The following is a 17,979-nucleotide window of genomic DNA, read 5'->3' on the forward strand; positions in this document are numbered from 1 at the left end:
AAACGCATCGTCTCCCGCCTGCGGTAGAATCTGCCGGCCGTCCTGACAAGGCGCGCGGGCGCCCGACTCAGCGCCGGGGCACGGCTTTCGGGGCCGTCGCGACCACCGCCATGCCGAGGCGGTCGAGGGCATCGCGCAGGGCGTCGTCGTCGATGGTGCGGACCGCGAGTGCCACTTCGCCGCGGCGGACGGGGTCGACGACGGGCGGTGGCACCTTTCGGCCGATACGGTCGACCCGGCCCTGGCGCATGACGATCTTGGCGACGCAGGCCCAGCCGTAATGGGCGTTGACCCGCTGGATCACGATCGGGGCGAGGTGCTGGAGTTCGAGGGCGAACACGCCCTCCACCCGCACCACCAGGGTGCCGGGATCGGGGCGACCCTCCTCCTCGCGCCGGCGCCGGCGCGGCCATTCGAGCTTGGAAGGCTGGCAGTAGCGCGCAAGGCGCTCGCCGACGATCTCGGGCCAAGCGGCGAGGATGTCCGTGGAGGCGAAGCCCTGCGCGGCGAAGGCCGGGCCGATGCAGGCATCGAGGAGTTCGGCGAGTGGCTTGACCCGCGCCATGCGCAACCGCTTCCGTTTCCCGCCGCCGATCCACACCGTATCGCGCCCGAATGGTTAGCACGGCGTTGCGTGCCGTCGAAGGCCCGGTTGGAGGCGTCGAGCGGCCGGGGTAAGGACGGGTGCCCCATGCCAGTGCCGAGCCCCGTGACCGACGCATCTCTGCCAAGCCCCCTGGCGGGCGATCTACCAAGCCCCCGGGCGGACGATCTGCTGACTTGGTACGACCGGCACCGCCGCGTCCTGCCCTGGCGCGCCCTGCCGGGGCAGGCGCCGGACCCGTACCGGATCTGGCTTTCCGAGGTGATGCTGCAGCAGACCACCATCGCGGCGGTGAAACCCTACTTCCACAAGTTCCTCGAACGCTTCCCCAGCGTGGATGCCCTGGCGGCCGCCTCCGAGGAGGCGGTGATGTCGGCCTGGGCCGGGCTCGGCTACTATTCCCGGGCACGCAACCTCCACGCCTGCGCCAAGGCTGTGGCGGAGGCCGGCGCGTTTCCCGACACCCTCGCGGGCCTGAGGAAGCTTCCCGGCGTCGGCGCCTACACGGCCGGCGCCATCGCGGCCATCGCCTTCGACCGCCCGGAGGCCGCCGTCGACGGCAACGTCGAACGGGTGATGACCCGCCTCTACGCCATCGAGACGATGATGCCGGCCGCCCGCACGGAGGTTCGCGCCGTGACACAAGCCCTGGTGCCGCACGACCGGCCGGGCGATTTCGCGCAGGCGGTGATGGATCTCGGCGCCACGATCTGCACACCCAAGCGCCCGGCCTGCGCCCTGTGTCCGTGGATGGCGCCGTGCCGCGCCCGGGCCGCCGGCACGCAGGAGACGTTTCCGCGAAAACTGAAGGCGGTGAAGGGGACCCTGCGCAAGGGCGCGGCCTTCGTGGCGGTCCGGGCCGGCGATGAGGCGGTCCTCCTGCGCACCCGCCCGCCGGAGGGCCTGCTCGGCGCCATGGCCGAGCCGCCCATGAGCCCGTGGGAGCCGGATTACGATCCGGCCCAGGCCCTCCTCGACGCGCCGTTCGACGCCCGCTGGAAGCGTCTGCCGGGGCTCGTGCGCCACGGCTTCACGCATTTCCCCCTCGAGCTGACGGTCTTCCTCGCCCGCGTCGCCTTGAGCACCCAGGCCCCCGCCGGCATGCGCTTCACGCCCCGGCGGAATCTCGACGACGAGCCACTGCCCGGCGTGATGAAGAAGGTGCTGGCCCACGCCTTCGATCCGAAGCCCGAGCCGGTGAAGCGCGGGCGCCCGAAGGCCCTGCGGGCGGTCGCCGACACGCCGCTCTTCGCCGAGCCGGAGGAGGAGGCTCCGCCGCCACCGCCGAGTTTTCGCCCGGTGCCGAAGCCGGCGCCGCGTGCTGTGGTGGCACCACCCGTCGAGGACGGGGAGGGGTTTTTCGGGGAGCCGGAGGAGGAGGCGCCTGCCCCGCCGCGAAAACGCGGCCGGCCGAGGACGCGCGGGCAGTAGGGCGCGACCCCTCCCTACTCTGCGGGAGAGGGCATTCCGCGGAAGGCGGGCTGTACCAGAAACTCAGGCGGCCGAACCCATGGCCGCCCGCATCCGGGCCCGGAACACGTCGATCACCACGGGCTTGCCGTCGCGGGTGGCGTGCCAGAAGTCCCAGCCGTTGCAGGCCGGCAGGCCCTGCACGAGGGCGCCGATCTTGTGGATCGAGCCCGAGGCCGGGCCGGCCATCACGGTGCCGTCGGGGCGCACGATGGCCGAGTGCCGCCCGCGCGCGTCCGTGAGGGTCTCGCCGGCACGAATGTGACCGGCCTCGAGAACGCTGAGGAAGGCGACGCGGGGCTCGGCGCGCTTCGTCGGCGCCACCATGAGGGCGGCCTGCGACAGGGGCTCGACGGCGTCGATGCGGGCGCGGGCCGCGTCGGCATAGACGGTCTCGCGCTCGATGCCGATGAAGCGGCGGCCGAGGCGCTTGGCCACGGCGCCGGTGGTGCCGGTGCCGAAGAACGGGTCGAGGATCACGTCACCCGGATTCGTGGCCGATAGGATGGTGCGGGCGAGCAGGGCCTCCGGCTTCTGGGTCGGGTGGACCTTCAGGCCGTCGGCGCCCTTCAGGCGTTCGTCGCCGGTGCAGAGGGGGATGAACCAGTCCGAACGCATCTGAACGTCGTCGTTGCCGCCCTTCAGCGCCTCGTAATGGAAGGTGTAGCCCTTCGATTCGGCCGAGCGCGACGCCCAGATCAGGGTCTCGTGGGCGTTGGTGAAGCGCTTGCCGCGGAAGTTCGGCATCGGGTTGGCCTTGCGCCAGACGATGTCGTTGAGGATCCAGAACCCGAGGTCCTGGAGCGCGCCGCCGACGCGAAAAATGTTGTGGTAGGAGCCGATGACCCACAGGGTCGCGTTCGGCTTCATCACCCGGCGGGCGGCGGTGAGCCAGGCGCGGGTGAAGGCGTCGTAGGCGGCAAAGCTCGAGAACTGGTCCCAGGCGTCGTCGACGGCGTCGACGCGGCTCTGATCGGGCCGCAGGAGCGAGCCCTCGCCGAGCTGGAGGTTGTAGGGTGGATCGGCGAACACGCAGTCGACGCTGCCCGCCGGCAGGGCGTTCATGGCGCCGATACAATCCCCAACGAGAATCTCATCGAGGGGAAGGCGCTGAACGGGGGGTACGAGACCCATCCGCGGCGCCGACACGAGTCGCCCGGTACGCGAGACACTTTTCCGGGCGACGGTATCGGCAACCGCGGTACGCAGGGGAGCCATGGCAAACACCGGTTACGCGACTGACAAGGCGGACCATGCGGCCGTTAACGTAAAGGGCGGGTTGCCGGGTTGAGGCGAATGCGTCTCGATTTGGGGCTGCAGTTTTTGCCGGGTGCGTTGCCGGACCGTCCCGCAGGCTAATTGCGAGCACCGATCGGTCCTGCATCAGTGTTGCCCTGGGTGTCGGAGGGCATAACCCGAGATGTCGCCAACATTTTCACCGATCCGGAACACGGGTAGGGCGGGGTCTGCTGAACCCCCGGACGTCAGGCAACCGGCCCCCAAGCCGCGATCTTGAAAATAATCTTTCTCCTTCGGCCCCGGGAGGGCGGCGCATGGCTGGGTTTCGTCGCGCGCAGGGCAGTTTTTTGCTGCTCGGTGCGGGGGCAGGCAGAGCCCGCGGCCGGATCGGCCCACGGCAGCATTCACTTGAAATGAAACGTCTTTTCGGCTTTCACACATCGATCCACACTACATTGTTGTACAACTACAGATGATGCCTCGGATCTAGCCTCATATGTGACCGCAAATGCCTCATTTCACCCGGTCTCATTTTGGCCCCGTTCGAATTCATTTTGCCGGCCATCCGAAACAACCGAGCAAGACCGAATGAACATCAATTCCGTTCGTGTGGCCGCCACCCTCATCGGCACCGTCATGACCTTCGCCAGCCTGCCGGCCGCCGCCCAGAGCGGTGGCGCGTCCTGGTACGGAAGCGGTCGCCAGACGGCCAACGGCGAGCGCTTCAACCCGAACGGCATGACGGCCGCCCATCGCAGCCTGCCCTTCGGCACACGGGTGCTGGTGCAGAACAAGCGCAACGGCCGCTCCGTGGTGGTGCGGATCAACGACCGGGGGCCGTTCGTGCGCGGCCGGATCATCGACCTCGCCAAGGGACCGGCCCGCGCCATCGGCATGGGCGGCGTGACCCATGTGGCGCTGAGCGTGGTTCACTGAGGCGCGCATCGCAGCGCGCCTCGTGAAAACCGAGGCCCGCATCGCGTCGCCTCCCTCGAAAACGTCACCTTCCGCGGCCGCCGGCGTTGTCTCGCCGGCGGCCGTCCCCATGTCGGGGGTCGGAGCCAACCGCGCAGGACCCCCATGGCCAAGCCCCTGATCGTCGAAATCCCGCATGAGCTCGGCCTGGCCGAAGCCCGCCGGCGCATCGCCGACGGGATGGGTCAGGTCCAGGGGCTGCTCGACAAGACCGGCGTCGCCGTCGACAAGTTGGCCTGGACCGACGACCGCCTCGACTTCGCCATGGCGGCCATGGGCCAGAAGGTCGACGGGCAGGTGGATGTCGGCCCCCAGACCGTTCGGGTCGAAGTGCGCCTGCCGCTGCTGCTCGCCCTGTTCGCCGAACGCATCCAGAAGAAGCTCGGCCAGGAGGGCAACCTGCTCCTGACGAAGAAGTAGGCGGGACCGGAAACGAGGCGGAACCGGCACGCCGGGCGCCCGTTCCTCACGCCCGACCTTTTCGCGAGGCCTGCCATGTCGAATCCCGGTGCTCCCGTTCCCGAGACGCCCTACGAGGCTCCGCAGACGCCGCCGCCCGGGCCCGATCTGCCCGCGCCCGAGTTTCCCGGCCATACGCCGACGGAAGCGCCCGACGTGACGCCGGACGAGATTCCCGTGAACGATCCGGGCGTCGGCCCCGATGTCGGCCCTGCGCCCACGGGTCCCGCCAACCCGGTCATGTAGGGTTTCCGCGTCCGGCGCCCCGAACCATTTGTTCACGGGCGCCGGCACTGCCATAAGCCCGGCCATGGCCGCTCCCCCGCTTCTCACCCTCCAAGACGTCGCCCTCACCTTCGGCGGCACGCCCCTCATCGAACGGGCCGAGCTCGCGATCTCGCCGGGCGAGCGTACCTGCCTCGTCGGCCGCAACGGCTCGGGCAAGTCGACCCTGATGAAGATCGCCGCCGGATTGGTGGAGCCCGACAAGGGGTTACGCTTCGTCCAGCCCGGCACCACCATCCGGTATCTGGCCCAGGAGCCGGACTTCTCAGGGTTCACCACCACCCTCGACTTCGTAGAAGCCGGGCTCACCCACGGCGACGAGGCCTACCGCGCCCGCTATCTGCTGGAGAGCCTCGGCATGACCGGGGAGGAGGACCCGTCGCGCCTGTCCGGCGGCGAGGGCCGGCGCGTGGCCCTCGCCCAGGCCCTGGCGCCCGAGCCCGACATTCTGCTCCTCGACGAGCCGACCAACCACCTCGACCTGCCGGCCATCGAGTGGCTGGAAGCCGAACTGAAGAGCGTGCGCGGCGCGCTCATCCTCATCAGCCACGACCGGCGCTTCCTCTCGGCCCTATCGAAGACCACGGTCTGGCTCGATCGCGGCACCACCCGGCGGATCGAGCAGGGATTCACCACCTTCGAGGCGTGGCGCGACGCGTTCTTCGAGGAGGAGGAGCGCGACCGGCACAAGCTCGAGCGCAAGATCGCCGACGAAGAGCATTGGCTGCGCTACGGCGTCACGGCCCGGCGCAAGCGCAACGTCCGGCGCCTCGGCAACCTCCATCAGCTCCGCAAGGACCGGCGCGAGGACCGCCGCCCCGTCGGCACCGCCACCATGAGCTCGACGGAGGCCGACCCGTCGGGCGCCCTCGTGGTGGAGGCCAAGGGCGCGGCGAAAGCCTACGGGGAGCGCACCATCGTCGCCGACCTGTCGATCCGGGTGATGCGCGGCGACCGCCTCGGCATCGTCGGCCCCAACGGCGCCGGCAAGACCACGCTGATCAACCTGCTCACCGGCCAGCAACCGCCGGATTCCGGGACCATCGCGCTCGGTACCAACCTCAAGATGATGCTCCTCGACCAGACCCGCGCGGTCCTGGAACCGTCGATGACCGTGACCGAGGTGCTCACCGGCGGCAGCGGCGATTCGGTCACCGTCGGCGGGGTGAGCCGCCACGTCATCGGCTACATGAAGGACTTCCTGTTCGCGCCCGAGCAGGCCCGCACCCCCGTGAGCGTGCTGTCGGGCGGCGAGCGCAACCGCCTCCTCATCGCCCGGGCACTCGCCCAGCCCGCCAACCTGCTGGTCCTCGACGAGCCGACAAACGACCTCGATCTCGAGACCCTCGACCTCCTGCAGGAGATGCTCACCGACTATTCCGGCACCCTGATCCTGGTCAGCCACGACCGCGACTTCCTCGACCGGGTCGTGGGCAGCGTCCTCGTCAGCGAGGGCGAGGGCGCCTGGATCGAGTATGCGGGCGGCTACACAGACATGATCGCCCAGCGCGGCGAGGGCGTGCAGGCCCGCACCGTCGCCTCAACCACGCGGGCGGGCCGGGCCGAGCAGCGCGAGCGCGGCAAGGCGCAGGAGGCCGCCAATGCGGAGGCCGCCCCCCCCAAGGGCAAGCTCAACTTCAAGGACCAGCACGAGCTGAAGACCCTGCCGGAGCGGATCAAGAAGCTCGAATCCGACATCGGCAAGCTGAGGGCGGTGCTGGCCGACCCGCATCTCTACGCCCGCGATCCGGCGCGCTTCGCCAAGGCCTCGGGTCTGCTGAGCGAGGCCGAGACCCAGCTCGGCCAGGCCGAGGACCGCTGGCTTGAACTGGAGATGCTGCGCGACGCGTGACGGCCTTCATGATGCCGTGAAAACCGTGTGATTGGGTTGGCTTCGCCAAGCGCCACTTCGCCAAGCGCCGCTTCGCGAAACGCCGCCTTCCACCGGGATCGAACGTGTCCGCCTCTCTTTCCGCCCTGATCCGTCGCACGGGCTGGCTCGTCGGCCTGCCCGGCGTCGCCGTGATCCTCGGCGTCGCCGTGCCCCTGGTGACGCCGCCCCTGGAGGCGCGCCTCGACGCGGAGGCCGCCGCGATCGTGCGCGAGACGGCGCGGGCGGGCACCGAGCCGTGGCTGCGTGCCACGGCACGGGGCCGCGACCTCGTGGTGTTCGGCGAAGCGCCCGACGCGGTGTCCCGCGACACCACCCTGGCCCGCCTCGCCGCCCTGCCGGGCCTGCGCCGGATCGAGGGCAGTCTCGGGCTCGTCGAGACCGCCGCTCCCTTCGTGTGGACGGCCACGCGCACGGGGCCGGACCGCATCGCGCTCACGGGCAACCGCCCGGCCGAGATCGGCCCCCTTGCCCTGACCGACCGTCTGACCCCGTCCCTCGCGCCGGGCACGCGCCTCGACGACGACGCCCGTGCGGCCTACGGCGCGCCGGCCGAGTTCGCGCAGGCCGCCGCGGAAGCGATCTCGGCACTCAAGGCCCTGCAGCCCGGCGCCCGGGTCGAACTGTCCGACACGCGCCTGTCGGTTCGGGGGGAGGCGATCTCGACGGAGGAAGAGGCGCGCCTGCGCGCGTCCCTCGCGACGCCGCCCACGGGGTTCACCCTCGGCACCATCGAGATCCTGCCGGCCAACGTTCCGGACTTCGCCTTCGGCCTCGCCCGCGCGCCGGGCGGCGCCATCACCCTCACGGGCCACGTGGTCTCCGAGGCCGCCCGCGCCAGCCTGCGGGCCCGCGCCACGGAGATCGCCGAGGGCGCCGGCATCCTCGACGAGACCCGCACGGCACGCGGCCTCGATCCCGCCATCGATCCCGCCGGCCTCGCCGCTTTCGCCCTGCGCCTCGTCGCCTTGCTGCAGGAGGGCGGCGTCGCCTTCGCGCGCGGCGCGGTGTCGGTCACGGGCGTCGCCCTCGACGGGCAGGCGGTGGACGAGATCGCGACCCTGCTGCGCGACGGGCGCCCTTCCGGCGTCGCGGCCGGGCCGGTGCGCCTGGAGACCCGGCCGCTCAAGCCCTACCGCGTCCAGCTCCGGCGCGAGGCCGACAGCGTGACCCTGGGCGGCCACCTGCCGGACGCGGCAACCCGCGAGCGCATCCTCGCGGCCCTGCGTCCAAAGTTCTTCCGCGAGCGGATCGTCGACCGGAGCCGCCTCGCCGACGGCGCCCCCGAGGGCCTGACGGGCGCCCTCGATCAGGGCATCGCCACCCTGGCGGTGCTGGCGCGCGGCGAGATCCGCATCGCCGACCGCGCCCTCACGCTCACGGGCGACAGCCTCTACGCCGAGAGCGCGCGCCGCATCGAATCGGATCTGCCCCGCGCGCTGCCCGCCGGGTGGCAGGGCAGTGCGGCCATCGCGGTGCCGGGCGTGGGTACCGCCCCCGACGCGAAGGCCTGTGCGACGCGGTTCACCGCCCTCGATCCGGGCCGGGCCCTGACGTTCGTGCCCGGCAGCGCCATCCTGACGGCGGCGTTCTATCCCCTCCTCGATTCGGTGGCGGCCTGGGCCAAGGCCTGCCCCACGGGCCGCATCGCGGTCACCGGCCACACGGACCCGGCGGGCGCCCCGCCGGCCCCGAAGCCGGCCGTCGAGACCGCCGTGGACAGCACGGCCTCCGTCGAGCCCCCGAAGGACGCCAAGGCGCCCACGAAGGCCGACACCAAGGCGAAGCCCGCCACGGGCGCGAGCGCCAAGGCCGCCACCAAGACGCCTCCCGAGAAGCCGTCCGCCAAAGCGGACATCCCGTCCGAGCCCGAGCCGGACCTGCCGCGGCAGCGCGCCCTCGCCCTCGTCGAGTATCTGCTCCAGGCCGGCCTCCCGCCGGACCGGGTCGCCGCCGATCCCGCCGCGCAAAGCCGCCCGCCCGCCGAGGGCATCGGCCTGGCCCTGCGTCCATGAGGAGTCTCGCGTGATCCCCCTGCTGACGCTGATCGGCCCGGCCCTGGTGCTCGGCTTCCTCCTCGGCGCGGTGGTGGGCCGCTTCGCCGGCCTGCCGCGCACGGGGTCGACCCTGGCGGGGACCCTCGCCCTGGTGCTCGCGGCGGCCGTTGCGGGCGGGCTCAGCCTCGCCGGGCTCGTTCCGGGCCGCGCCGGCCTCTGGGTCGAGGTCGGTGCTCTGATCCTCGCGGCCTACCTCGCGGGTGCGGCCGTGGGCGCCGTCTCGCCCGGGCGACAGGCGGCCTGACCTGTCCCTCAGCGCGCGCCGCGCTGCAGATCCCCGTCGATGAGGAGCGCGCTCTTGGTGTCGAGGCGGGTGCGGTAGATCTGTAGGTTCTCCATCACCCGCTGGACGTAGTTGCGCGTCTCCGTGAAGGGGATGCGCTCGACCCAGTCGATGGGGTCGACGCCCGCCTTGCGCGGATCGCCGTAGGCGTCGATCCACTTCTTCACGTTGCCGCCGCCGGCATTGTAGGAGGCGAAGGCGAGGATGTAGGAGCCGCGCCAATCGTCCATGAGCTCGCCGAGATGGGCGTGGCCGAGGCGGGCGTTGTAGGCCGGATCGCTGGTGAGCCGGTCCTGGTCGAAGGCGGCGCTGACCCGGCGGGCCGTGCGCTGGGCCGTGGCCGGCATCATCTGCATCAGGCCGCGCGCGCCGACGCTCGACTGGGCCAGGGGGTCGAACTGGCTCTCCTGCCGGGCGATGGCGAAGACCATGGCCTTCTCGACCAGGGGCACGGCGGCAGACGCCTCGTAGGCCGGGATGCCGATGGTCGGGTAGGCGTGGGCGTCCAGCGGCAAACCGCGCTGCACGGCGATCTTGCCGATGGCCACGAGCGCCCGGGCGTTGCGGACATCCGCCGCGATGTTGCCGAGGGCATTGAGTTCGGCCGGATCGGAGAGCTTCGTCGCCGCGTCGATGTAGAGCGGCAGGGCCAGATCCTTCAGGGAGGCCGCCTCCAGCATGCGCAGGGCCCGGACGTAGAGCCGGTCCGAGAAGGCCGCCTGCGCGGGTGCGTCGAGCTCGGGAATCGAGCGGAGCGACAGGTTGGCGCGGCCGAGCTTCGCCCGGGCGAGCTGGCCGTAATAGGCGATGGGCTGAAGGGCGGCGCGCTCGTAGGCGGCCTTCGCCACGTCGGTCCGCCCCTCGGCCTCGGCGGCGCGGCCCTGCCAGTAGGCGGCGCGGGCCTGCGAGATCGGCGTCTCGGCGATGGCGGCGGCGGCGTCGAAATGACGGGCGGCGGTTCCCGCGTCGTCGAGGAAGCGCAGGGCGATCCAGCCGGCATGGAACTCGGCCTCGATGCGCTTCTCCACCGTGCGGGCGCTGTGGCGACCGGCGACGATGTAGGCGGTGCGGGCGTCGCCGAGATCGACGAGCTTGCGGGCGACGATCCGGCGCTCCACCCACCACTCGTCGCCGTCGACGAGGACGTCCGGGTTCGTCGGCGCGACGGAGAGCAGGGCGGCCGCCTCGGCATACTTGTCGGTGCGGCGCAGGTGCTGCGCCCGCGACAGGATGTAGGACGAGTCGTTGCGCAGGGACGGCGGCACCGCGTTGAGGGCACCGGGCGCGCCCGAACTCTTGTCCTCCACGGCGCGGCGGGCCCGCACCAGACTGGCGTAGCTCCCGCCCGCGAGCGCGGCGGCGCGGCCGGCGGTCTCGTAATCCTCCTTGAGGAGGGCGCGCTCCATGCGGAAGCGGTGGTCGATGCGGGTGAGCACGCCCGGAAAGGCGTCCATCACCTTGGCTTCGAGGCTGCGCCCGAAGGTGTCCGAGCGCCACAGCTCGCGCACCAGGGCGGCGGCGTCGGCATCGAGGTTCTCGGCCCGGAACGCCAGCGCCAGGGCGAACCGGCCCGGCGCGCTCGCGGGCTTGGAGGCCGCGAAATAGGCACGCACAATGGCCGGTCCCTTGCGCTCGATGAGCAGGGCCTCCTCGGCGCGCCGACGCAGCAGCGGCCCGGCCGGCCAGTCCGGGTTGGCGCGGGTGAACGCGATGGTGCGCTCGAACCCGATCCCGGCGCCGGCCCGGATCGCGACCCATTCGAGGAGCGCGCGGGCGGCCGGGTCCTTGAACCCGTCGCGCAGGCGGTCGCCGTCCCCGACGCGCCCCTTGCGGTAGGCGTCGATGGCCTGGCGCAGGGCCGGCACGTCGATGTCCGGGGCGATGCGGGCGGCGCGGACCGGATCGGGCAGCTCGGGCACCGGAGCCGCGGGCGAGACGGCGGCGTCGGGCAAGGGGAAGGCGATGCCGGCTTCCGGGTCGGCCGAGGCGTAGGCCTTCACCGTGGCGGGCAGGCCTGTCCGGGCCCCGGGCGGTGCGGTGTCGGCCGGTGGGGTCTCGGCGGTCCGCGCCTCGACCTTCAGGGCATCGGCCGCCACGGGATCGAGGGTCTTGGTATCGGTCAGGGCGCTCGACGGGGCGGCGGCGTCACTCGCCGGTAGCGCGTCCGATCCCGCCGCGAGCACGCCGGAGCCGAGGGGGCGAGGCAGGGTCGAACCGACGAAGGCCGTCCCGGCCAGGGCGGTGCCGCCCAGGAAGAGGGCCAGGGCGGCGCGATGCGAACACGTCCGGAACACCATGGATCTTACGAATCCCTGCGGGAGCGGGCCTCCTTCAAGCTCATCCAAAGGGCGTTAAGAAGGCATTAACCCCGTCAAAGCAGCGTTTGCGCCCGTGCGGCCGAGGCCTTATGTCTCCCCGCCTGATACGGGGCCGGTCCTGGCCCCGGCGCATGACGAGCCCCAAGGGCCGGGAACGCCAGGATGACCAGCACGACCACCCGGCGCCTGAAGGGCGCGATGACCGCCCTCGTGACGCCGTTCCGGGACGGCGCCTTCGACGAGGCCGCGTTCCGTGACTTCGTGAACTGGCAGATCGCGCAGGGCATCCACGGCCTCGTGCCCGTCGGCACCACGGGGGAGACCCCGACGGTGACTCCGGCCGAACACGATCGCGTGGTCGAGATCTGCATCGCCGAGGCCGCCGGGCGCGTGCCCGTGATCGCGGGCGCCGGCTCGAACTCCACCGCCGAGGCGGTCGAGCGCGCGCGCCATGCCGAGAAGGCCGGCGCCGATGCGGTTCTGGTGGTGACGCCCTACTACAACAAGCCGTCCCAGGCCGGGCTCTACGCCCACTTCAAGGCCGTCAACGACGCCATCGGCATCCCGATCATCCTCTACAACATTCCCGGCCGCTCCATCGTCGACATGAGCGTCGAGACGATGGCACGCCTTGCCGAGCTGACGAACATCGTCGGGGTGAAGGACGCGACGGCCAGGCTCGACCGGGTCAGCCTCCAGCGCCAAGCCATCGGGCCGGACTTCGTCCAGCTCTCCGGCGAGGACGCGACAGCCCTGGGCTTCAACGCCCAGGGCGGCTGCGGCTGCATCTCGGTGGTGTCGAACGTCGCCCCACGCCTGTGTGCCGACCTGCAGGAAGCGACGCTTTCCGGCGACTACGCCAAGGCGCTCCGGCTGCAGGACATCCTGATGCCCCTGCACACGGCCATGTTCATCGAGCCGAACCCGGCGCCGGCGAAGTACGCCCTGTCCCGCCTCGGGCACATGCGCGAGGATCTGCGCCTGCCGCTCCTGCCCGTGAGCGAGGAGAGCAAGGCGGCGATCGATGCCGCCCTGCGCCATGCCGGTCTTCTGGACGGCTGAAACCGCTGGCGAAACCGCACGCGACAGACCATATCCCTCGGCCTGGCCGTATTCCGGCGGCTGGCCTGAACCGACGATGTGATGGCACCCAAACCCGATCCCGATCGCCGCGTCGTCGCCGACAACCGCGCCGCCCGCTACCATTACGAGATCACCGACACCATCGAGGCCGGGCTCGCGCTCACTGGCACCGAGGTCAAATCCCTGCGCAAGGGCAAGGCGACCATCGGCGAGGCCTATGCCGGGCCGTCGGGCTCCGACCTGATGCTGTTCAACGCCTACATCCCCGAATACGTCGAGGCGAACCGCTTCAACCACGAGACCAAGCGCCCGCGCCGGCTGCTGCTGCACCGAAAGCAGATCAACAAGCTCATCGGCGCCACACAGCGCGAGGGCTTCACCGTGGTGCCCCTGAAGATCTACTTCAACGAGCGCGGCCGGGCGAAGATCGAGCTCGGCCTCGGGCGCGGCAAGAAGCTCCACGACAAGCGCGAGGCGACGAAGCAGCGCGACTGGGAGCGTGACCGCGCCCGGATCATGCGCGACCGCGGCTGATTTTTTGAAACCTTGTCCGCCGGGGTGGAGCGGAGATAGCCTGACGCCGCCCCAACCGCCGGATCGCCGTCATGACCCCCGACTACGCGTCCCTGCCCGCCGACCTGCCCGTGCCGGAGGATGACGGCGCCGCGCGCCACCTCGAAGGCCTGATCGCGCCCGACGTGTCCCTTGAGGCGACGGACGGAACGCGGGTGTCCCTGAGCCGCCTGCCGGGCCGTGCGGTGATCTATGCCTATCCACGCACGGGCGAACCCGGCCGGCCCACTCTCGTGCCCGAGTGGGACGCGATTCCGGGCGCGCGCGGCTGCACACCCCATGCCTGCGACTTTCGCGATCACCACGCCGAGCTGATCCGGCGCGGGGTTTCCCATGTGCACGGGCTCTCGACGCAGACGAGCGCCTACCAGCGCGAGGTTGCGGCGCGCCTGCACCTGCCGTTCAGCCTGCTGGCCGATCCGCATGGGGCACTCACGCAGGCGATGCGGCTGCCGACCTTCACGGCCGGCGGCCTCACCCTCCTGCGCCGCCTCACCCTGGTGCTCGACGACGGGCGGGTGAGACAGGTGTTCTACCCGGTGTTCCCCCCCGACCGCAGCGCGGCGCAGGTGATCGCCTGGCTCGACGCGGGCGCATCGTCGCCCGAGCGGGCGGACTAACCCTCCGGATTGTCCTCGCCCTGGCGGATGCCGTAGCGGGTCTCGAGACCGAGGCTCGGGCGGGCCGAGCGCTCGGGGGTCTCGCCGCGCGAGCGGGTCGCGGTGTCGCCGGGGCTGCGGGCGTCCGGGGCGGACCGCATGGTCCGCTCGCCCGGATCGCGCCCGACCCGGGGGATGAGCTGGACGAGGTCGAGGAACTCGTCGGCCTGCCGGCGCAGGTCGTCGGCCACCATGGCGGGCTGGGTCTGGATCGTGGAGACGACGGTCACGCGCACGCCCTTGCGTTGCATCGCCTCGACGAGGGAGCGGAAATCGCCGTCGCCGGAGAACAGCACCATATGGTCGATGCGGGGGGCGAGTTCGAGGGCATCGATGGCGAGCTCGATGTCCATGTTGCCCTTGATCTTGCGCCGCCCGGCGGAATCCGTGAACTCCTTGGCGGGTTTGGTCACGACCCGGTAGCCGTTGTAGTCGAGCCAATCGATCAGCGGGCGGATCGAAGAATACTCCTGATCCTCGACCATGGCGGTGTAGTAGAATGCCCGAATGAGATTGTCGCGCGCCTGGAATTCCTTCAACAGACGCCGGTAATCGATATCGAACCCAAGCGCTTTGGTAGCGGCATAGAGGTTGGCCCCGTCAATGAAGAGGGCGCTGCGCTGCTGTGCGCTCATGTAATGATCCATTTTCTGATAAGCATTTAGGTCGTAGCGGCCTTGAGCGCTCCGATACCCAAAAGATCTGATAGTTTAATTGTACGCATCGGCCTCGGAAGACCTGACTTCAAATCGGCGAGCTCGACAAACGACCGTGCTTCAAAAACGAGCGCCGAAACAATCTAGATCACTAATGCAGGTTAATAAGAATTTTGTCAAGCTCAAGCATAATGGCACTGGCTTTTTATGAAATTACCCGGCCTGGTTTCAATGCGTTTCCAGAAGATGTAGAAGATGTAATTGTCGATCGCTTGGCGCACCAGCTTGGCGCGCCTGCTTGGGTGATGTCGACGACCCAGATTTGGGGCCGATACGCGGACAAGTGGCCGGCCCCGACGCAAGTTCCGGAGGCGCGGCGCCGTATGCCTCTCACTGTTTCGGTGAGACCCGGCTGCCGGGCTTGACCGCCGGCAGGGCGGCGAGTTCGGGCGGCAGGGCATCCGCCGGATAGGCCGGGATGTCGAGGGTGACGAGGGTGACCAGCGGCAGGCCGATCTCGCCGCGCCCGCCCGAGCGGTCGATGAGGCAGGCCGCGCCCACGATCTCGCCGGCCTCGCCGCCAAGGGAGGCGAGGCACTCGCGCGCCGAGAGCCCGGTGGTGACGATGTCCTCGACGATGACGGCCCGCATCCCCGCCGGGATGCTGAAGCCGCGCCGCAGGGTGAAGGGCCCGCCGGGGTCGCGCTCCACGAAGATCGCGCGGGCGCCGAGGTGCCGGGCGGTCTCGTAGCCCGGCACGATGCCGCCGATGGCGGGCGAGACCACGATGTCGACGGGGCCGAACCGCTCGGTGATCTTCGCCGCCAGGGCCTTGCACAGGCGCGCAGTGCGGACCGGATCGGAGAAGATCGCCATCTTCTGCAGGAACACCCCGGAGTGCAGGCCGGAACTGAGGACGAAATGCCCGTCGAGGAGGGCGTTCGCGTCTCGGAATTCGGCGAGCACCTGCTCAGGGGTCATGATCTCGGCTCCGGTCGGTTCGGGATTGCGGGCGTATGTAGGCTCAGCCGTTCACCCGGTCCACCCGTGCCACCGTGCGCTTGCCGCGCAGCTCCGCCACGATGGCGTTGAGGTGCTTCAGGTCCCAAACCGCCAGATCGATGACGATCTCGGTGAAGTCCTGGGTTTTGCGCTTCATCGAGAGGTTGTCGATGTTGCCGTCGTGGTCGGCGATGACCTGGGCAATGGAGGCGAGCACGCCCGGCTCGTTGATGGATTGGAGGGCGAGGCGCGCCGGGAAACGTTCGCTGGCGCCGGCCTCCACGTCCCAGCGCACGTCGAGCCAACGGTCGGGCTCGTTGTCGAAGGCGGCCAGGGCCGCCGACTGGATCGGGTAGATGGTCACCCCGATCCCGGAGGTGAGGATGCCGACGATGCGGTCGCCCGGCACGGCGCCGCCATTGGGCGCGAAGCTCACGGGCAGGTCGGTGTCGAGGCCCCGGATGGGGATCGCGTCGGGGCGCCCGGCCTCGGACGGTCCCTCCGGGAAGGTCAGACGCATGGTCTGGTCCTTCGAGAGGCTGAGGCGTCCGGCCCCGCCGGCGACGGGCTGCTGCAGGGGGGAGGGCGCGGTGCGGCGCTCGTCCTTGTGGTCGGGATAGACCGCCCGCACCACGTCGCCCGAGAACATCTCGCCCCGGCCCACGGCCGCGAACACGTCCTCCGTCGAGAGGCGGGCGAGGCGCGGCAGGGCGCCGCGCAACTTGTCCTCGGAGAAGCTCTTCGCCGCCCGCTCGAAGGCCCGGTCGAGGATCTGGCGGCCGAGGCCGGCATATTGACGCCGCACGGCCGAGCGCGTCGCCCGGCGGATGGCCGCGCGAGCCTTGCCGGTCACCACAAGGGATTCCCAGGCGGCCGGGGGCGATTGCCCGTCGGCCCGGGCGATCTCGACCTCGTCGCCGTTGACGAGTTCGTGCAGGAGCGGCGCCATGCGGCCGTTGATCTTGGCGCCCACCGCCGAATTGCCCACATCCGTGTGCACGGCGTAGGCGAAGTCGATGGGCGTCGCCCCGCGCGGCAGGGCGATGAGCCGGCCCTTCGGGGTGAAGCAGAACACCTGGTCCTGGAACAGCTCGAGCTTGGTGTGCTCCAAAAACTCCTCCGGGCTGTCGCCCTCGGCCAGGAGTTCGATGGTGCGGCGCAGCCACTGGTAGGCGCCGCTTTCGGTGGCGAGCCGCGGATGGACGCCGCCCGCGTCGTCCCGGGCCGCCCCCTCCTTGTAGAGGGCGTGGGCGGCGATGCCGTACTCGGCGATCTCGTCCATGGCGGCGGTGCGGATCTGCAGCTCGACGCGCTGGCTCTTCGGACCGATCACCGTGGTGTGGATCGAGCGGTAATCGTTCTGCTTCGGGGTCGAAATGTAGTCCTTGTAGCGCCCCGGCACCATTGGCCAGGTGGTGTGGACGACGCCGAGGGCCCCGTAGCAATCGGCCAGGGACTCGACGATGACGCGAAATCCGAAGATGTCCGACAATTGCTCGAAGGCGACGGATTTGCGCTCCATCTTGGCCGAGATCGAGTAGGGGCGCTTCTGCCGTCCCGTCACGGCGGCGGTGATGCCCTGGGCTGCCAGCCGCGCGGTGAGGTCCTGCTCGATGCTCTCGACTAGGCGCTCGGACTTCGCAGTGAGGTCGGAGAGGCGCTGCGCGATGGTGGCGTAGATCTCAGGCTTGAGGTTGCGAAGCGCCAGATCCTCCAGTTCCTCGCGCAGCTCCTGCATGCCCATGCGACCCGCGAGGGGCGCGTAGATGTCGAGGGTCTCCTCGGCGATGCGCTCGCGCTTGTCGACGCGCATGTGGTGGAGGGTGCGCATGTTGTGCAGGCGGTCGGCGAGCTTCACCAGCAGCACGCGGACATCGGCCGCCACCGCCAGGAGGAGCTTGCGGAAGTTCTCGCCCTGGGCCGCGCGCTTCGAGACGAGGTCGAGGCGCTTCAGCTTGGTCAGGCCGTCCACGAGGGCGCCGATCTCGGGGCTGAAGATCGCGCGGATCTCGTCCAAGGTAGCGGCGGTGTCCTCCACGGTGTCGTGCAGCACGGCGGCCACGATGGTGGCGTCGTCGAGGCGCAGATCCGTGAGGATCGCGGCGACTTCGAGGGGATGGGCGAAGAACGGGTCGCCGGACGCCCGCTTCTGGGTGCCGTGGGCGCGCATGGCGTAGACGTAGGCGCGGTTGAGCAGGGCTTCGTCCGTGGCGGGGTTGTAGCGCTTGACCCGCTCGACAAGCTCGTATTGGCGCATCATCCGCGAGACAGACCCTTTTCGGCTTCGAAGTCCCGCACCGCGCGGGCGCCCCCCCTGGATTTGTCCCGCATCGCACGCGCCCACGCCAGCCCCCAAGGCGCGCGGGCGGACATTAATGCGGCCCCCCGTTGGTTTTAGAACGTCGCAGGCCGCAGCGAAGGCGCG

16 protein-coding genes are annotated in these 17,979 nt (G+C 70.5%); 10 read left to right on the top strand and 6 right to left on the bottom strand.

Annotation, left to right across the window (positions count from 1 at the left end; all coding sequences use genetic code 11):
- Positions 1-67: 67 nt before the first annotated feature.
- Positions 68-565: a DUF721 domain-containing protein gene (locus ASF52_RS15485; RefSeq protein ID WP_056173886.1), complete on the bottom strand. Its 498-nt coding sequence runs from the start codon at positions 563-565 to the stop codon at positions 68-70.
- Between the two features lie 126 nt (positions 566-691).
- Here ASF52_RS15485 and mutY point away from each other — a divergent pair, with 126 nt between their 5' ends.
- Positions 692-2,035, top strand: a complete 1,344-nt coding sequence (gene mutY / locus ASF52_RS15490) for an A/G-specific adenine glycosylase (RefSeq protein ID WP_056173890.1) — start codon at positions 692-694, stop codon at positions 2,033-2,035.
- A 63-nt stretch (positions 2,036-2,098) separates the two neighbouring features.
- Here the strand turns inward: mutY and ASF52_RS15495 are convergent, their stop codons facing one another.
- Positions 2,099-3,292, bottom strand: a complete 1,194-nt coding sequence (locus ASF52_RS15495) for a site-specific DNA-methyltransferase (protein WP_274533799.1) — start codon at positions 3,290-3,292, stop codon at positions 2,099-2,101.
- A gap of 609 nt (positions 3,293-3,901) precedes the next feature.
- On the opposite strand from ASF52_RS15495, the gene ASF52_RS15500 reads away from it, so the two are divergent.
- From ASF52_RS15500 to ASF52_RS15525, 6 genes are all read left to right on the top strand, one after another.
- Positions 3,902-4,249, top strand: a complete 348-nt coding sequence (locus ASF52_RS15500; protein ID WP_056173892.1) for a septal ring lytic transglycosylase RlpA family protein — start codon at positions 3,902-3,904, stop codon at positions 4,247-4,249.
- Between the two features lie 144 nt (positions 4,250-4,393).
- Positions 4,394-4,708, top strand: a complete 315-nt coding sequence (locus tag ASF52_RS15505) for a polyhydroxyalkanoic acid system family protein (protein WP_056092422.1) — start codon at positions 4,394-4,396, stop codon at positions 4,706-4,708.
- Positions 4,709-4,783: 75 nt separating this feature from the next.
- On the top strand, positions 4,784-4,993 hold the full coding sequence (locus ASF52_RS15510; RefSeq protein WP_056173895.1) for a hypothetical protein: 210 nt from the start codon (positions 4,784-4,786) through the stop codon (positions 4,991-4,993).
- Positions 4,994-5,057: 64 nt separating this feature from the next.
- A complete protein-coding gene (locus tag ASF52_RS15515) occupies positions 5,058-6,884 on the top strand; it encodes an ABC-F family ATP-binding cassette domain-containing protein (RefSeq protein WP_056174164.1) in 1,827 nt (608 codons plus the stop codon).
- 104 nt (positions 6,885-6,988) lie between these two features.
- Positions 6,989-8,938 (top strand): hypothetical protein, encoded by a 1,950-nt coding sequence (locus tag ASF52_RS15520; RefSeq protein ID WP_156630171.1) that lies wholly within the window; start codon positions 6,989-6,991, stop codon positions 8,936-8,938.
- Between the two features lie 10 nt (positions 8,939-8,948).
- Positions 8,949-9,224: a hypothetical protein gene (locus ASF52_RS15525; RefSeq protein ID WP_056173898.1), complete on the top strand. Its 276-nt coding sequence runs from the start codon at positions 8,949-8,951 to the stop codon at positions 9,222-9,224.
- Positions 9,225-9,232: 8 nt separating this feature from the next.
- On the opposite strand, the gene ASF52_RS15530 is transcribed toward ASF52_RS15525, so the two are convergent.
- A complete protein-coding gene (locus ASF52_RS15530) occupies positions 9,233-11,560 on the bottom strand; it encodes a lytic transglycosylase domain-containing protein (protein WP_056173900.1) in 2,328 nt (775 codons plus the stop codon).
- A 183-nt stretch (positions 11,561-11,743) separates the two neighbouring features.
- Here ASF52_RS15530 and dapA point away from each other — a divergent pair, with 183 nt between their 5' ends.
- The 3 genes from dapA to ASF52_RS15545 all read left to right on the top strand — a co-directional run bounded on the left by dapA (position 11,744) and on the right by ASF52_RS15545 (position 13,857).
- The gene (gene dapA / locus ASF52_RS15535; protein WP_056173903.1) at positions 11,744-12,643 is read left to right on the top strand and encodes a 4-hydroxy-tetrahydrodipicolinate synthase; all 900 of its coding nucleotides are present in this window, start codon (positions 11,744-11,746) and stop codon (positions 12,641-12,643) included.
- Positions 12,644-12,724: 81 nt separating this feature from the next.
- On the top strand, positions 12,725-13,198 hold the full coding sequence (gene smpB / locus ASF52_RS15540; RefSeq protein ID WP_056173907.1) for an SsrA-binding protein SmpB: 474 nt from the start codon (positions 12,725-12,727) through the stop codon (positions 13,196-13,198).
- Between the two features lie 71 nt (positions 13,199-13,269).
- Positions 13,270-13,857 carry a peroxiredoxin gene (locus tag ASF52_RS15545; protein WP_056173910.1) on the top strand — a complete coding sequence of 196 codons (588 nt, stop codon included), beginning with the start codon at positions 13,270-13,272 and terminating at the stop codon, positions 13,855-13,857.
- Here the strand turns inward: ASF52_RS15545 and ASF52_RS15550 are convergent.
- The 3 genes from ASF52_RS15550 to ASF52_RS15560 form a co-directional block, all read right to left on the bottom strand.
- A complete protein-coding gene (locus tag ASF52_RS15550) occupies positions 13,854-14,531 on the bottom strand; it encodes a LabA-like NYN domain-containing protein (RefSeq protein WP_056174168.1) in 678 nt (225 codons plus the stop codon). The genes ASF52_RS15545 and ASF52_RS15550 overlap by 4 nt on opposite strands.
- Before the next feature lie 411 nt (positions 14,532-14,942).
- Complete coding sequence (gene pyrE, locus ASF52_RS15555) at positions 14,943-15,533, bottom strand: orotate phosphoribosyltransferase (protein WP_056173913.1); 591 nt, start codon at positions 15,531-15,533, stop codon at positions 14,943-14,945.
- Positions 15,534-15,576: 43 nt separating this feature from the next.
- Entirely contained in the window at positions 15,577-17,814 is a 2,238-nt protein-coding gene (locus ASF52_RS15560; RefSeq protein WP_056173917.1) for a RelA/SpoT family protein, read from the bottom strand.
- Between the last annotated feature and the right edge of the window lie 165 nt (positions 17,815-17,979).

Origin of the sequence: Methylobacterium sp. Leaf112 (genome assembly GCF_001423295.1) — a bacterium.
Taxonomy (GTDB): domain Bacteria; phylum Pseudomonadota; class Alphaproteobacteria; order Rhizobiales; family Beijerinckiaceae; genus Methylobacterium.

Coding starts and splice junctions, on each gene's coding strand:
- ASF52_RS15485 (WP_056173886.1), bottom strand. CDS start 565: ATGGCGCGGGTCAAGCCACTCGCCGAACTCCTCGATGCCTGCATCGGC.
- mutY (WP_056173890.1), top strand. CDS start 692: ATGCCAGTGCCGAGCCCCGTGACCGACGCATCTCTGCCAAGCCCCCTG.
- ASF52_RS15495 (WP_274533799.1), bottom strand. CDS start 3,292: ATGGCTCCCCTGCGTACCGCGGTTGCCGATACCGTCGCCCGGAAAAGT.
- ASF52_RS15500 (WP_056173892.1), top strand. CDS start 3,902: ATGAACATCAATTCCGTTCGTGTGGCCGCCACCCTCATCGGCACCGTC.
- ASF52_RS15505 (WP_056092422.1), top strand. CDS start 4,394: ATGGCCAAGCCCCTGATCGTCGAAATCCCGCATGAGCTCGGCCTGGCC.
- ASF52_RS15510 (WP_056173895.1), top strand. CDS start 4,784: ATGTCGAATCCCGGTGCTCCCGTTCCCGAGACGCCCTACGAGGCTCCG.
- ASF52_RS15515 (WP_056174164.1), top strand. CDS start 5,058: ATGGCCGCTCCCCCGCTTCTCACCCTCCAAGACGTCGCCCTCACCTTC.
- ASF52_RS15530 (WP_056173900.1), bottom strand. CDS start 11,560: ATGGTGTTCCGGACGTGTTCGCATCGCGCCGCCCTGGCCCTCTTCCTG.
- dapA (WP_056173903.1), top strand. CDS start 11,744: ATGACCAGCACGACCACCCGGCGCCTGAAGGGCGCGATGACCGCCCTC.
- smpB (WP_056173907.1), top strand. CDS start 12,725: ATGGCACCCAAACCCGATCCCGATCGCCGCGTCGTCGCCGACAACCGC.
- ASF52_RS15545 (WP_056173910.1), top strand. CDS start 13,270: ATGACCCCCGACTACGCGTCCCTGCCCGCCGACCTGCCCGTGCCGGAG.
- ASF52_RS15550 (WP_056174168.1), bottom strand. CDS start 14,531: ATGAGCGCACAGCAGCGCAGCGCCCTCTTCATTGACGGGGCCAACCTC.
- pyrE (WP_056173913.1), bottom strand. CDS start 15,533: ATGACCCCTGAGCAGGTGCTCGCCGAATTCCGAGACGCGAACGCCCTC.
- ASF52_RS15560 (WP_056173917.1), bottom strand. CDS start 17,814: ATGATGCGCCAATACGAGCTTGTCGAGCGGGTCAAGCGCTACAACCCC.